Below are 14,071 nucleotides of genomic sequence, written 5' to 3' on the forward strand. Positions count from 1 at the left end.
ACCATTCTTTTTTACTAGATATACATGAAAACTATCTCACATATAAAGGTCTGATATCATTCTTTAATATCAGTATTTTTTTCGACATTTTTTGTCGAATTGTGTATATTTCCATAGAACTGTGTAAATATACATTTTGTTTTACGTTAAACAATTTTACTTTGAACATAATCCTGTTTGTCTGAGAACGAGTATAGAAACGGAGGGATAGCAAAAATAAATAGCTTATAACAAATACTTTTAATATTCCATTTGTTCATGTGGAATAAGTCCCCAATGGACAAATGAATGTTCAGAGGAGGAAAAATGAAAAAACTTTTCAATGTATGTTTAATTGTATTCGTACTATTTTCGCAACTTGCTAGTTTTCCATACAATCAAGTAAAAGCGGAAACCTTAACAGGAGATTCCTTATTTGACACTGTTGAAATGAAAGATGCAACGAATCATATTATTGACGAAGCAAAAAATCCTAACAATTTAATAAAGATAGGATCAACCATTCAAGTAGAATACGCTTGGTCAATAAAGGATCAACAAGCTGCACACGCAAATGATACAGCAGTAGTTCAAATACCACTTGCATTAAAAGTATCTAAAGATTTGCAAGGGGATTTAGTAACAGATCAAAAAAATATTGGTCAATATTTTATAACAGCTAAAGATAATAAATTAAAATTAATATTTAATAATCAAGTAGAAAATTTGAAAGACGCTAAAGGAAAAATTAAAGTTGATACCGTGTTTAACTCAACTTTAAAAACTGGGGAAAAATCAGTTCAAATCGCTTTTCCTTTAGGAACAATGGTTCAGCCTATATCAGTTCCTGTTCAAGTAGAAAACTCTAAAGAAGATGGCACCAAACAGGATACTAATAAACAAGCGCAAGATTCAGTAGCTAAACCTGTTACTGACAATCCGGAGCAAGATCCAGCAACTAAAACTGTTACTGATAATCCGGAACAAAACCCAGCAACTAAAACTGTTACTGATAATCCGAAACAAAAACCAACAACTAAAACTGTTACCGATAATCCGGAACAAAAACCAGCAGCTAAAACTGCCACTGATAATCCGGAACAAAAACCAGCAGCTAAAACTGCCACTGATAATCCGGAACAAAAACCAGCAGCTAAAATTGCTACTGACAATCCAGAACAAAAGCTAGCAAGCGCCCCTGCTGAGAATACAAATTCAGGTCCAAAGCAAATAACAACAAACATTTTAACCAGTGTAAAGTTGACGGATAAAGACGGAAAACCATTTACAGAGGATAACCGTCCAAGTACAGATTCCCCTGCCAATATTGAGTTTACATGGGAACTTTTAAAATCAATGAATGTGAAAAATGGAGATTACTATATTTTTGATCTTCCTAAACATTTTAAGATTTACAATACAATTAACAGTCCTTTATATGATAGTGAAAACCATCAAATTGGTAATTTCACTGTTACAAAAGATGGAAAAGTCACGATGACATTCAACGATTATGTTGAAGAGCATCCAGATGTTGCTGGTAACCTACAATTAAAGACAGAATTTAATAAAGCTGAAATTAAAGGTACAACAACACAAGAAATTCCTTTCCCGATTAAAGATAAGGATGTTTCTATTACAGTTGATTTTAAGCCTAATGTACAAACAGCTACGAATAAAAAGGGTTTACCTGATAGACCAATTAATACAAATGAAATTAATTGGAAAGTAGAGATGAACAAAACGAAAGACACCCTTAAAAACGCTGTTTTTAAAGATAACATTCCACAAGGTACAAGCTTAAATAAAGATTCTATTAAAGTTTATTATTTAGAAGTTGATGTTAATGGGAATGTAACGCGTGGTGCAGAAGCTGAGCCAACAGATTACAATATTATTTCATCAGATGGCTCAAAATTGGAGATTGCTTTCAAAGACTCTATCAATAAAGCATATCAAATCGAATATGCCACAAAGATTACTGATGAAAATATTAAAAGTTTCCGAAATAACGTTACGATAACGAGTGATAATCAAAAGCAACAAAACGCAAGTTCTACTGTAACGGTTTCTCGTGGTACACACTTAAATAAAACAAGTAAATATGATCCAAAGACGCAAACAATTGAGTGGACAATTACTTACAATGGTGATCAAAGAGAGATCAAAAAAGCAGATGCGATTTTAAAAGATATTTTTGACGATACACACGAACTAGATGCAAATTCTATTGTTGTAAAAAACGCTTCATATAATGAAAAAGGAACGCTTGTAACAGGAGACGCTGTTAATAATTACACTGTAAGTAACAAGAAGAATGGATTCGATTTACAGTTTAATGATGATATTAATAGTGCTTATGTGATTACCTATAAAACCAAGCCAACTAATAAAGTTATAGAAGATGGAAAAGTAAAAAATAAAGTTACAGCTGATAATGATTCAAGTAAAGAAAATGAAGCTAGCTTCAAGCAGCAAAATATTATTAAATCTAATAATAAAGCTGAAACAAATTATAAAGACAAAACAACAACTTGGACAATTATAGTAAATAATAACAACTATCCATTAAGCAATGCGATTATTACGGACACCTTTGATCATGGTGGATTACAATTAAAAGATAAGAAACTAGAAATTAAAGACGGAAATTATACCCTTCAAGCTGGGACTGACTATGTTTTAGATGTAACAGATAAAGGCTTCAAAATTACTCTTATAGGTACGTATCAGTCTAATATGACAAAGACATTAGTCGTAAAATATACGACAGACTTTGATTATACAAAGCTAGAAAGTGGTAAAAATTCATTTAAAAATACAGGTAACCTTTCTTGGATAGATACGGATTCTAATCCACAATCAAATAAAGTTGAAGCTAATTTCGATCCTGATACTTTCACAAAGGCAAATGGTTATAAATACGGTTCTTATAACGCCCAAACGAAGGAAATTACTTGGATAATAGGCTTTAACTATAATAATGTTGAGATTAAAGATCCTTATGTTATAGACGTAATACAAGATAAACAAAAATTAGTGCCTGGATCCATTGAAGTGCGCGATATGATTCTAAATGGAAATCCTGATAATGCACAACCTGGTAATGCTGTACCAACTGAGAAATATGAACTTGAAGAACCTACAGAGAAAAATAAAAACACCCTAAAGGTTCATTTCAAACAATCAATTAATTCACCTTACTATATTATCTTTAAAACAAGCCTTGATGGTGAACTTATCCAAGGCACCTACAAAAACGAGGCAGATTTAAAAGATGGTTCTAAAATCGTAAACACCCTTACAGGTGACACTCAAGTAAATAAAGGTGGCAGCTTCGTTACTAAAAAAGCTGTGCAAGACGACAACTATATTAATTGGAGTATCGCAATTAACGAAAGCCAATCAACCATTGCAGATGCCGTTGTAACAGATGACCCAACCGAAAATCAGGTAATTGTGGAAGATTCATTCCACTTATATCCTACAACTGTTGATCCATATGGAAATTTAACAAAAGATACAGTAAACGAATTAAAAGAAGGAACAGACTATAAACTCAAAATCACAACAGACAATAATACCGGAAAGCAACATTTCGAAATTGCCTTCTTGAAAAAAATTGATCGAGCTTATATTTTAGAATATCGCTCACTTATTAATGCAGACGATAAAGAAAAAGTAAGTAATAAAGCGAAAATCACAGGCAATAAGTTGACAGTTAAAAACACAGAAACTACTGAAACGATTGAAGTGAGAATGTCTTCTGGTTCAGGCGGAGGATCTGCTACTAAAGGCCGTGGAAACCTTGAAATTATAAAGGTAGATAACGACAATAAGAACGCACTATTAGCTGGGGCAGAATTTACTTTATACGATCGTACAGGTAAAACTGTTATCCGTAAAATTACAACAGACAAAGACGGTATCGCTAAATTTAATAATTTAAAACGCGATAAATATTTATTAAAAGAAACAAAGGCTCCTGAAGGCTATGTAATTAGCTGGGATTTAAAACAAGGGAAAATTGTTGAACTTGGTACACAAGAGACTACAACATATAAACTTGCAAATAAGAAGTTTGTCGGTAAAGTAGTTTTAACAAAGTCTGATGACCTGAATAAAAACGTCACACTGCAAGGTGCCGTTTTCACACTACTTGATAAAGACAAAAAAATAATTTCAGAACACGAAAAATTAACAACAAATGATCAAGGACAAATTACTGTAGATAATTTAAAACCAGGAACTTATTACTTACAAGAAACAACTGCTCCTGAGCATTATAAATTAGACAGTACACCTATTCAATTCACAATCAAAGAAGATCAAACAACAGTAATAAACCGAACTGCAACAAACAGTTTGATTCCAGGATCGGCCATTTTAACAAAATTCGATAAAGATGGAAAAACTTTAGCAGGTGCGGAGTTCAGTGTACGCGATCGATATAACAAAGTAATTCGTGGATATGAAAAATTAACGACAAATGATCAAGGACAAATCGAAGCAAAAGATTTACGCCCTGGAGACTATCAATTTGTCGAAGAAAAAGCACCTAAAGATTACGACATAGATAAAAAACCAATTGAGTTTACAATTATAAAAAGTCAAAAGAAAGCAGTTACTGTTACTGCGACGAATCACCTCATTAAAGGTGGTGTCACTTTAACAAAAGTCGATGATGTCGATGGCACTGCCCTTGAAGGTGCTGTATTTAAAATTGTCGATGCGAATGACGAGAAACAAGTAATTCGTGAAAATATAAAAACAGGTTCAGATGGAAAAGTTACTGTTAAAGATCTAGAGCCTGGTGCTTATAAATTTATCGAAACAGAAGCTCCTAAGGATTATACGTTAAGTACAAACCCTATCGAGTTTACAATTGATAAAAGCCAACAAACTCTTGCTACTGTTACGGCAAATAACAGCTTAAAAACCGGCGAAGTTGAATTATTAAAAGTTGATGAGTTTGGTGAGAAAAAACCACTAGAAGGTGCAGTATTCAAACTTGTCGATACAAATAATAATGACGTTTCCCCTCACACTAACTTAACTACTGATAAACACGGTAAAGTTAAAGTTAGTAACCTACGTCCTGGTACGTATAAATTTATTGAAATAGCTGCTCCTGAACATTACGTTTTACGAGCAGAACCTATTGAATTTACAATCGATAGAAGTCAGAAAGAAACTCTACTTGTGAAAGCTGAAAATGCTTTAAAACCAGGAGATGTTGAATTAACAAAAGTTGATGATATCGATGGTACAGCTCTTGAAGGTGCTGTATTTAAAATTGTTGATGCAAATGATGAAAAGAAAGTCATTCGCGAAAATGTAAAAACTGGTGCGGATGGTAAAGCTATCGCTACTGGCTTACGCCCTGGCGATTATAAATTTATCGAAGTAACAGCACCGAAGTATTACGACAAAAATACAAAACCAATTAAATTTACAATTACAGAAAGTCAAACAACTCAGGCTACTGTTACCGCTAAAAACAGCTTAACAAAAGGCGGTATTGAGTTAACAAAAGTGAATGCTGCAGATGAAAAGGAAACACTTGAAGGTGCAGTATTTAAAATCGTTAATAGAGATACTAATGAAGATGTTCGTACGGACCTTGTTACGAATAGTAAAGGAATGCTAGTTGTAGATGACTTGCGTCCTGGTAACTATAAACTTATCGAAACAAAGGCTCCAACTTATTACGATGTAAATATAGAATCAATTGAATTTACAATCGAAAAAGGACAACAAAAACTCCTTCCACTTACATTTAAAAATAGTTTAACGAAAGGAAAAGTTAAACTTATTAAAGAAGATGATGTGGAAAGTAGTAAAGCTCTTGCCGGCGCTGTATTCACCTTGCAAGACGCAACTGGCAAAGAAATTATGAAAGATTTAACAACAGATGATTACGGAGTATTAGTTATTCCTGATTTAGCACCAGGGGATTATCAATTTATCGAAACAAAAGCCCCTGAACATTATAAATTAGACAAAACACCTATTAAGTTCACAATTAAAAAAGGTAGTAAGGAAGATCTTCCTATCCCTGTTACTGTAAAAAATAGTTTACTTACAGGTGGCGTCACTTTAACAAAAGTTGATGATGTTGATGGCACTACTCTTGAAGGTGCAGAATTTATAATCGTTGACGCTCATGATACTAAAAAGGTAATTCGAAAAGGTTTAACAACTGATAAAAACGGTAAAATTACTGCTTCTGATTTACGTCCTGGAGACTATCAATTTATTGAAGTAAAAGCTCCAAAAGACTATACCTTAAGCAAAGACCCTATTCCGTTCACTATCGAAAAAAGTCAAAAAGAGAATATTACTGTTACTGCTACTAACAGTTTAAAGAAAGGTGCAGTAACATTAACAAAAATTGATGACATCGATCGTACGATGCTCGAAGGTGCAATCTTTAAGATTGTGGATATGAATGGTAAGGAAGTTCATACGAATCTTGTTACAGATAAAAACGGTAAAATTTCTGTTTCTGATTTACGCCCTGGAGACTATCAGTTCATTGAAACAAAAGCTCCTGAGCACTATGTATTAGATGAAACAACGATTCCATTTACAATTGAAAGAAGTCAAACGAAAGAGATCAATGTTACAGGCAAAAATGCTTTGAAAAAAGGTAGCGTTGAACTAACAAAGATTGACGATATTGATATAACTACAAAACTTGCTAACGCCGTATTTAATTTATTAGATGCAGACGGAGAGCTAGTTAAAGAAGGCTTAAAAACAAATGATGAAGGTAAAATTGTTGTTGAAAACCTACGTCCTGGTACGTATCAATTCGTTGAAACAATTGCTCCTGAACATTACGATTTAGATAAAAAACCTATCGTATTTACAATTAAAAAGAGCCAAACTGAAACTCTTCATATCACTGCTACAAATGCTTTAACAAAGGGTGCAGTTAAACTTTCTAAAGTAGACGATGTTGATGGCACTGTTCTTAAAGATGCAGTATTTAAAATTGTTAATATGAACGGTGATGTAGTTCATAAAGACCTTGTTACAAATGAACAAGGAATAATCGAAATTAACGACCTACGTCCTGGTGATTACCAATTTATCGAAACGAAAGCTCCTAAGCATTACGTTTTAGATGAAACACCAATCAAATTCACTATTGAAAAAGGACAGAAGAAAGCTATTTCTTTAACTGCTACAAATAGCTTAAAACAAGGTAGTATCGAATTACTTAAAGTTGATGATTTAAACACTCAAACAAAACTTGCTGATGCGGTATTTAATTTACTGGATCAAGATGGCAAAGTACTTAAAACAGATTTAAAAACAAACAGTGAAGGTAAAATCGTTATCGAAAACTTACGTCCTGGTACGTATCAATTCGTTGAAACAATTGCTCCTGAACACTATGATTTAGACAAAAAACCAATTATATTTACAATTGAAAAAAGTCAAAAAGATATTGCTACCGTTACTATGAAAAATAGTTTAACAAAAGGCGGCGTGGAACTTTCTAAAGTGGATGACGTCGATGGCACTACTCTTGAAGGCGCAGTATTTAAAATTGTGGATATGAATGGTACTGTAATTCGCAAAAATCTTGTTACGAATCAACAAGGTAAAATTAGCGTTTCTGACCTACGTCCTGGTGATTATCAATTCATCGAGACAACGGCTCCGAAACACTACGATTTAAACAAAGAGCCAATTCCATTCACAATTACAAAGAGCCAAGCTGATCCTATCTCCGTTACAGCTACAAATAGCTTAACGAAAGGCGCTGTGGAACTTTCTAAAGTGGATGATGTAGATGGTACTGCTCTTAAAGGTGCGGTATTTAAAATTACTGATCTGAATGGTAACGACATTCGTACTGAGCTTACAACAGATGTACATGGAAAAATTTCTGTTTCTGATTTACGTCCTGGGGACTATCAGTTTGTTGAAACGAAAGCTCCTGAACACTATAAATTAGATAGTACACCTATTAAGTTTACAATTAAGAAAAGCCAAAAAGAAAAGCTCCAAGTTACTACTACAAATAGCTTAACTGAGGGTGCTGTAGAATTAATAAAAGTGGATGATATAAATCCAGATACAAAACTTTCTGATGCAGTGTTTAACATCATCGATGCGAAAGGTAAAATTGTTCGCACTGATTTAACTACTGATAAAGATGGTAAGATTACTGCTACGAACTTACGCCCAGGAGACTATCAATTCATTGAAACGAAAGCTCCTAAGCATTACGATTTAAATAAAACACCTATTAGCTTCACTATCGAAAGAAGTCAACTAACTCACGCTTCTGTTACTGCTAAGAATAGCCTAACAAAAGGTGGCGTGGAATTAACGAAAGTTGACTCTATAGATAAGAAAGAAATGCTAGAAGGTGCGGTATTTAAAATTACTGATCTGAACGATAACGACATTCGTACGAATTTAGTTACCAATAAAGACGGAAAAATCATCGCTAAAGACTTACAACCAGGAGACTATCAATTTATTGAAACAAAAGCTCCTAAACATTACGACTTAAATGAAGAACCAATTAAGTTCACAATCGAAAGAAGTCAAACAAAGCATGTCTTCGTTACAGCTATTAATAGCTTAACGAAAGGTAGTGTTGAGTTAATTAAAGTTGATGATGCCAAGCAAAACACAACACTTGAAGGTGCAGTATTTAAAATTGTTAATAAGGATGGACACGATGTTCGTACCGATTTAACTACTGATAAAAACGGCCGTTTAGTTGTGGATGAATTACCGCCAGGAGACTATGAGTTTATCGAAACAAAAGCTCCTGAACACTATGACTTAAACAAAACACCTATTAAGTTCACAGTTAAAAAAGGCCAAGAAAAAATCGCCTCTGTTACTGCTACGAATAGCTTAACTAAAGGCGCAGTTGAATTAACTAAAGTTGATGACATCGATGGTACTACTCTTGCAGGGGCTATCTTTAAAATTGTAGATATGAACGGTAAAGATGTTCATTCTGATTTAACTACTGATAAAGATGGGAAGATTTCTGTTTCTGATTTACGTCCGGGAGATTATCAGTTTATTGAAACGAAAGCTCCTAAGCATTATGACTTAAACCAAAATCCTATCAAGTTTACTGTTGAAAAGAGTCAAACTGCTAAAGCTTCTGTTACTGCTACTAACAGCTTAACTAAAGGCGCAGTTGAATTAACTAAAGTTGATAACATCGATGGTACTACTCTTGAAGGGGCTATCTTTAAAATTGTAGATATGGGCGGCAAGGATATTCGTTCTGATTTAACTACTGATAAAGATGGGAAGATTTCTGTTTCTGATTTACGTCCAGGAGATTATCAGTTTATTGAAACGAAAGCTCCAACTGGCTATGATTTAAACATTAAACCAATTCCTTTCACAATTACGAAAGGACAATCTCAGGTTACCTCTGTTACAGCTTTAAATAGTTTAACAACAGGTTCAATTGAGTTAACTAAAGTTGATATTGATCACCATGGAACACTTGAAGGTGCCATTTTCAATATTTTAGACCAAGATGGAAAAATCATCCGAGAAGGTTTAAAAACAGACCAACACGGAAAAGTAATCGTAAATGATTTGAAACCTGGTAATTATCAATTAGTAGAAACACAGGCTCCTAAAGGCTATCAATTAGATGCATCACCAATAAACTTTACAATTGATAAAGCCCAAGCTACACCACTACAAATTACAGTTTCAAATAAAAAGATTGAATCTTCGTCAGGTGGAGATGACAAGCCAGTTACTCCTCCAAATAAAGAAGAAAACAAAGGCAATGAAACATCTGAGAAACACAAAAACGGAACTTCCGAAGAAACATCAAATGAAACAGATAACAAACAGCAAGATGATCGAAATACGGATAAACACCTTCCAAATACAGGTCATAAAGAAGACCCTACACAAACAGTAGGTATCGTCCTTCTACTAGCTGGATTATTAAGTATTTTAGCTACAAAACGCAAAAAACATTATTAATAATGTTTTTACATCCAATCAATCTCTCAATTGATTGGATGTTTTTTTATACAAAAAGGACGATACATAAAGTATCGTCCTTTTAACGGGGTGAGGCTGCCCAAAAGTACGGAAAACCTTTGAACAGCCTCTTATTTTCATATGGATGCCTTACATATATCACTGATAATAATTATGAAATGCGGAAACATAATTACCATCAACTGATTCAAACATGAGAAATGAAACCCTACAGTGGTTCCATTTCTCTACATAATCTAAAGTTTGGGTACACTAGATTCATGCAATGTAGGAGCTTTCAGAGTAGAAAGCGAACCTTCGTTTAAAATGATAGCATACATATCTTCCTCAAAAATATGCAAATATGCATATATTGTTTTTATTTCTCAATGTCAGAATATTGAAAATTAAAAGACGCGAAGGTAAAATAAAGTCATTATCCGTCTTCTTTTGTCAGTCACAGAGAATAGAAGAATAGGAGAGGAAAAAATGAGAAAATCATTGAAACAAAAAATAGTAAGCTCTTTGCTTGCTGTATCACTCGCTGTTAGCTTAGCTCCAATTGGGCAAGCAAAAGCGGATTCCACGTCAGAGGTTACACAAACTCCATCTATTACAAAACAGATTGATCCAAACCGCGCAATTGAACATGTTCGTTTCTTATCTGAAACAATTGGTCCTCGACCCGGTGGAACAAAATCCGAAGAATGGGCTTCTCGTTACATTGGTATGCAGCTTAAATCGATGGGCTATGAAGTAGAATATCAGCCATTTCAGGTGCCCGATCAGTACGTTGGATTCATTGAATCACCACTATCAATAAAACGTAATTGGCAAGCTGGTGCTGCTCCTAATTCACTAATTTCTACAGAAGCTGTTACAGCTCCCCTTATCTTTGTTCAAGGTGGGACAAAATTAGAAGATATTCCAAATGAAGTAAACGGTAAAATTGTTTTATTTGAAAGAGGAACGACAATTACAGACTATAATAAACAAGTTGAAAATGCTGTTAGCAAAGGTGCAAAAGGTGTTCTTTTATACAGTTTAATTGGCGGACGCGGAAATTATGGACAAACCTTCAATCCCCGCCTAACGAAAAAGCAATCTATCCCTGTCTTTGGTCTTGCTTATGCGCAAGGAAATGCATTTAAAGAAGAAATCGCTAAAAAAGGGACAACAATTCTTTCCCTAAAAGCGAGACATGAATCTAAATTAACATCTCTAAATGTTATCGCCACAAAGAAACCAAAAAAGAGTACCGGTAATGAAAAAGCAGTCGTTGTAAGTTCGCACTATGATAGTGTTGTCGGAGCACCTGGCGCAAATGATAATGCTTCTGGAACTGGATTAGTATTAGAACTAGCTCGTGCTTTTCAAAATGTAGAAACTGATAAGGAAATTCGGTTTATTACCTTTGGTTCTGAAGAGACTGGCTTACTTGGCTCCGATTATTACGTTAATAGTCTATCCCAAAAAGAACGCAATCGAATTTTAGGTGTCTTTAACGCAGACATGGTTGCAACAAATTATGATAAAGCAAAGAATTTATACGCTATGACACCTGATGGCTCTACAAACTTTGTAACAGATGCTGCCTTGCAAGCAGGTAAACAACTAAATAATGACCTCGTCCTACAAGGTAAATTCGGTTCTAGTGATCATGTTCCATTTGCTGAAGCTGGTATTCCTGCTGCTCTATTTATTTGGATGGGTGTCGATAGTTGGAATCCATTAATCTATCATATTGAGAAGGTATACCATACACCTCAAGATAACGTATTAGAAAATATTTCACCTGAACGAATGAAAATGGCATTAGACGTTATCGGAACAGGGGTTTATAACTCGCTTCAAAAACCTGTTACTCAAACTGAGCAGAAAGCTGCTTAATCAATAAAAGACCACTGATTTTTATCAGTGGTCTTTTATTGAGAAAAAATATATATGCATAAAAGCATATTTTATCCTACTCATTATCGTATACAATATTAACTGTAACAATATCGATTACAACTTATAAGGAGGCTTTTTCTATTATGAAAAAAATGATTTTAGCAGGTGCGTTAACTTTAGCAGGAATTACCGGCGCTACCGCGTTTATTCCTGAAACAAAAGTCGCTGCTGCCGCTCAAGAACAAAGCTTTACAAAATTTTATTCTTTGCAAACTGGAGGTAGTTCTGAACAAGAACCTGTTTTCCTTCAAAAGGGACAAGAGTTAACAATTCAACCTAACAGCAAAACTCCTAGTTACAGTGTTTATGACTCAAATCATAACCTTATTGGACGTTATTCTGATGGTTACGGCCGAATTTTCACTGCAAAAACAGATGGAAATATGTACGTTCAATTTCATGCACCTTACGTTTACTATAGTCCTGTTAGTTTTTCTGTTACTTATACAATCCAATAAAATAAAGGGCCTTTCTCAAGGGCCCTTTATTTTGCTTCCCAATTCACTTTTACAAAACCATCTTTCACCATTAAACCACTTATATTAAATACATACTTTTCATTTGCTTTTAATGTAGCTTTAAAAGTACCTTTTTTCGATTCACAGATTTCTTTTAACTCTCTTATACCTTCTCCTTCTCCTTTCCTTTCATATAAGCTAAAGCATAAATTACCACGTTTTGCATCTGTTTCATAAGAAAATGTTACTTCTGTATCTTTTGCATACTCAAGTTCAATACCTTTCCCAGCAATATCCCATGATGAGAATTTTGCCTCGTAACTTGTCTCCCCTCGCTTCTCATTTTCTAAATATATATCACCAGCTCTCCACATATCATCTAGCGTTTGAACAAAAGCAAAGCCGCTAAGTAATACAAACATCGCACTTACAAATATGACAACTAATGTTATCTTTTGTTTTTTCATAACCTTCATCGTATGTTCGCCTTCTATTTTCTTGTTACTTCTTCGTATCATATATAACAAAACTCCAATAAAAAATGGCAATACAATCGCTATAACACTCCACCACTTACTTATTCCACACGTTTTCGCATCTGTATACACCCATGATGCTACACATACTAAAAGTGCTATAAAAGCCAAAAACATTGTAATCCCAGCTATCTCAAATACTACAAATGGATTAGCGAACTCTATCATGTAATTTATACTCCTTCTTTAAAAATGACTGTATGACAACGTATATAGGAATGTATAGGTGCATCATAATAACTATCGTTATAATGACAGATATTTTATGATCCAAATGACTAACAAACTGCTCTAGGGTGACTGTTAATACAATCATCCACATAGCATGAATGAAAACAACCCATCTCTTTTCTAATTTCCGAGCATTTCGCACGCTCTGTTTCGTATGATTTATCAGCTCTTCGCTAGGAATCATCTCTCCCGCTAAACTGCTCTTTATTTTCTGTTCAAATTTATCTTCCTTCATGCACGAAACCCTCCAAATGTTCTCGCATTTTCTTTTTCGCATAATTGAGACGATACTTCAACGTACCAATCGGTATATTTAATATTTCACTCATTTCCTTGTAAGAATATTGTTCATAGTAATAGAGTACGAGTACCGTTTTATATTTTTCATTTAATAACTGTATTACTTCCCGTATCATTTCCGCTTCCACTTTTTGAATAAATTCTTCTGATATATTCACTTCATCTGCGAAATCTATTTCTCCACCATCTTCTTTATGAAACAAATCCAATATTCGGTCTTTCCACCTTTTTTTCTTACGATAAAAATCATAAAACGTACGAACACAAATTGTAGTAATCCACTTTTTATAATTATCCACATAAGAAAGTTGGTGCCTTGATGAAAAAACCTTTATCCACGTCTCTTGAAAAATATCTTCCGCATCTTCTTTCGTTTTCGCTAACTTATAGCATAAGGAATATATTTGCTGCTTATATATATCAATTAATTCTTCTACCTTTTCTTCCATCATAAGCCTCCTGTCATTTATATAAGACGACGCAAATTATCCTTTTGTTTGATAAAATTTTATTTTTTTATTATCTCCATACAAAAAGGCAATCACAACATCGTGTGATTGCCTTTTACTGAAAGCGAAAAATCGGCTCCGCTTTGCTAGAATACTCGGTGGCTTC

Annotated in this window: 6 protein-coding genes; 3 read left to right on the forward strand and 3 right to left on the reverse strand. The window is 34.0% G+C overall.

Annotated features, from left to right (window positions below; genetic code table 11):
* Positions 1–306: 306 nt before the first annotated feature.
* The 3 genes from H6481_RS07630 to H6481_RS07640 all read left to right on the forward strand — a co-directional run bounded on the left by H6481_RS07630 (position 307) and on the right by H6481_RS07640 (position 12,389).
* Positions 307–9,978 (forward strand): SpaA isopeptide-forming pilin-related protein, encoded by a 9,672-nt coding sequence (locus H6481_RS07630; protein WP_182811343.1) that lies wholly within the window; start codon positions 307–309, stop codon positions 9,976–9,978.
* Between the two features lie 489 nt (positions 9,979–10,467).
* The gene (locus tag H6481_RS07635; protein ID WP_001232223.1) at positions 10,468–11,868 is read left to right on the forward strand and encodes a M28 family metallopeptidase; all 1,401 of its coding nucleotides are present in this window, start codon (positions 10,468–10,470) and stop codon (positions 11,866–11,868) included.
* Between the two features lie 146 nt (positions 11,869–12,014).
* On the forward strand, positions 12,015–12,389 hold the full coding sequence (locus tag H6481_RS07640) for a hypothetical protein (RefSeq protein ID WP_000738223.1): 375 nt from the start codon (positions 12,015–12,017) through the stop codon (positions 12,387–12,389).
* A 26-nt stretch (positions 12,390–12,415) separates the two neighbouring features.
* On the opposite strand, the gene H6481_RS07645 is transcribed toward H6481_RS07640, so the two are convergent.
* The 3 genes from H6481_RS07645 to H6481_RS07655 are packed head-to-tail and all read right to left on the reverse strand — an operon-like array spanning position 12,416 to position 13,905.
* Entirely contained in the window at positions 12,416–13,093 is a 678-nt protein-coding gene (locus H6481_RS07645; RefSeq protein ID WP_098519207.1) for an anti-sigma factor, read from the reverse strand.
* Positions 13,077–13,391: an anti-sigma factor gene (locus H6481_RS07650; RefSeq protein ID WP_182811346.1), complete on the reverse strand. Its 315-nt coding sequence runs from the start codon at positions 13,389–13,391 to the stop codon at positions 13,077–13,079. The genes H6481_RS07645 and H6481_RS07650 overlap by 17 nt, the downstream gene beginning before the upstream one ends.
* Positions 13,378–13,905 carry an RNA polymerase sigma factor gene (locus tag H6481_RS07655; RefSeq protein ID WP_141435912.1) on the reverse strand — a complete coding sequence of 176 codons (528 nt, stop codon included), beginning with the start codon at positions 13,903–13,905 and terminating at the stop codon, positions 13,378–13,380. The genes H6481_RS07650 and H6481_RS07655 overlap by 14 nt, the downstream gene beginning before the upstream one ends.
* Positions 13,906–14,071: the final 166 nt, after the last annotated feature.

Source organism: Bacillus sp. ME78, from assembly GCF_903970865.1.
GTDB classification, from domain to species: domain Bacteria; phylum Bacillota; class Bacilli; order Bacillales; family Bacillaceae_G; genus Bacillus_A; species Bacillus_A cereus.

Coding starts and splice junctions, on each gene's coding strand:
- H6481_RS07655 (WP_141435912.1), bottom strand. CDS start 13,905: ATGGAAGAAAAGGTAGAAGAATTAATTGATATATATAAGCAGCAAATA.
- H6481_RS07630 (WP_182811343.1), top strand. CDS start 307: ATGAAAAAACTTTTCAATGTATGTTTAATTGTATTCGTACTATTTTCG.
- H6481_RS07645 (WP_098519207.1), bottom strand. CDS start 13,093: ATGATAGAGTTCGCTAATCCATTTGTAGTATTTGAGATAGCTGGGATT.
- H6481_RS07640 (WP_000738223.1), top strand. CDS start 12,015: ATGAAAAAAATGATTTTAGCAGGTGCGTTAACTTTAGCAGGAATTACC.
- H6481_RS07650 (WP_182811346.1), bottom strand. CDS start 13,391: ATGAAGGAAGATAAATTTGAACAGAAAATAAAGAGCAGTTTAGCGGGA.
- H6481_RS07635 (WP_001232223.1), top strand. CDS start 10,468: ATGAGAAAATCATTGAAACAAAAAATAGTAAGCTCTTTGCTTGCTGTA.